The sequence below is a fragment of the Peribacillus sp. NPDC058002 genome (assembly GCF_042886655.1).
Taxonomy (GTDB): domain Bacteria; phylum Bacillota; class Bacilli; order Bacillales; family DSM-1321; genus Peribacillus; species Peribacillus aracenensis.
In genome coordinates this window covers 1-2309 of record NZ_JBHVQU010000404.1, presented here as the reverse complement: position 1 = coordinate 2309, position 2309 = coordinate 1, and the positions used below count along the sequence as shown (strand labels likewise).

Sequence of the window (2309 nt, the reverse complement as noted above, 5' to 3'; positions counted from 1 at the left end):
AAAATATCCCTTCATTACATGGTATCCCCTCGAACAGAGTTCCCCTTGTTTGCCCCGCTGGACTTCTTCCCCGGTAACTGGATCGACAATTTTCACTTCCACTTTCGGCAAAGCCCTTCCCACTGAGGAAACACGAAGTTCGATCGGATCGTCCGTTCTTGTCATCGTAATCCCTGGAGACGATTCAGTTTGACCATAAGTAATCGTGATTTCCGAAATTCCCATCTTATTCACCACGCTTTTCATGACTTCAATCGGACATGTGGAGCCTGCCATGATTCCAGTCCTCAACGAACGTAAATCATACTTGTCAAAGTCATCGAGATTAAGTTGAGCGATGAACATCGTCGGAACACCATGAAGTCCCGTACATTTTTCGGCTTCAACGGTCTGAAGGACTACTCGTGGATTAAATTCCACGATCGGCACCATTGTTGCCCCGACAGAAACCGAGGCCATCGTACCAAGGGAACAGCCGAAACAATGAAAAAACGGAACTGGGATGCAAAGCCGGTCAACTTCGGTAAGTTTCATGCATTCCGCGACATTCAATCCGTTGTTGACCAAGTTTGAATGCGTCAACATCACCCCTTTTGGAAATCCTGTCGTCCCTGATGTATATTGCATATTAATCACATCATCTGGAGCCAATTCCTCCATCCTCATGTCAAGTGACTCTTCCGAAATGGATTCGCTTCCGCTAATGACATCATCCCACGAAAACGTTCCGGGATAACGCGCTTCACCTAAAACGATGATATTTTTCAATTTTGGCAGTTTCTCAGATTGTAATTTTCCTGGTTTTGCATTTTTCAATTCAGGTACGATTTCGTACAGCGTATCCATATATGAATGATCCTTATATTGTTCCATCAAGATGATCGTCGTCGCATCCGATTGCTTAAGCAAGTATTCCAGTTCACTTGTACGGTAATTAGTGTTGACCGTAACCAGCACCCCGCCCATTTTAGCAGTGGAAAATTGGGATATCAGCCATTCCGGTTTATTGGACGCCCAAATGGCGATATGTTCCCCTTTTTTTATATCGAGTGACATGAACCCCCTGGCCGCCTTTCGGCAAATCTTTTCAAATTCGCGATAGGAATGGCGGAGGCCCAGTTCATGATACACAACGGCTTCATTATCACCATATTGTTCAGCTGTTTTCTCAAGCAATTTCCCGATAGTCATATCTAGCAAATCAGACATCAAACTCCTCCTAATCAAATAAAAGTAAGAATGAACGCGTTTTGCTGTATAGATAACATCTGCTTTTCACCAAAATGAACCAAAGCATCACTGTTCATTTTACGTTCCATAAAGATTAACAGCCTAATTGTCTGGCGATAACGATTCTTTGAATTTCGGATGTGCCTTCACCAATTTCCAATAACTTAGCATCTCTTAAATAGCGTTCCACTTCATATTCGCGCATGTAACCAGAACCACCGTGTATTTGAATCGCTTGATTGCTGGCCCGGAAAGCGGTTTCACTTGCAAATAGCTTGGCATATGCCGCTTCCTTTGCAAAAGGCTTTTTATTGTCTTTTAACCACGCGGCCTTATATACCATATTCCTCGCCAGTTCAATTTCCATCGCCATGTCTGCCAGCTTGAATTGAATGGCCTGGAAATTTGATATGGATTTACCGAATTGTATGCGCTCTTTTGAAAAAGCTAAAGCTTTATCAAATGCAGCCTGAGCGATACCGACGGCCAAAGCTGCAATGGAAATCCTTCCCCCATCCAGTGTGAATAAGAATTGTTTGAACCCTTTGTCTGGATCTCCCAATAAATTTTTCTTTGGTACCCGGACGTTATCCAGAATGATTTCACAAGTATTGGAAGCCCGCACTCCCATTTTTTCATAATTGCTATTGATCGTAAGACCTTGGGTATCGGTTGGCACGATGAATGCCGAGATGATATTCTTGCCCTTGGAATCTTTGCCCGATACAGCAGTGACAGTAACGGTTCTTGAATAGCTGGCATTGGTGATCCATGTTTTCTCACCATTGATCACATATTCATCACCTTCCAACACGGCAGTGGTTCTCGTACCGCCAGCATCGGAACCCGCATTAGGCTCCGTCAACCCGAAAGCTGCCAGAGTTTCACCGGTCGTGATTGGAACCAGATATTTTTGCTTCTGTTCTTCGGTTCCAAAATAGTAAATTGGACTTGCTCCGAGCGAAACGGCTGCTGCATAACTTAGGCCGGTTCCCCCGCACGCTTTGCCAACCTCTTCAACTGCAATGGCATATGAAATCGTATCTCCGCCCGAACCGCCATATTCTTCAGGAAATGGA

Annotated in this window: 2 protein-coding genes; both read right to left on the bottom strand. The window is 44.3% G+C overall.

Going from position 1 to position 2309, the window contains the following annotated elements; all coding sequences use genetic code 11:
* Positions 1-1200, bottom strand: a 1200-nt coding sequence (locus ACFVSH_RS25615; RefSeq protein ID WP_387708572.1) for an AMP-binding protein, incomplete at its 3' end; no start/stop codon positions are given.
* 124 nt (positions 1201-1324) lie between these two features.
* Positions 1325-2309 (bottom strand): acyl-CoA dehydrogenase family protein (locus ACFVSH_RS25610; RefSeq protein ID WP_387708570.1); only part of this gene is annotated, 985 nt, incomplete at its 5' end.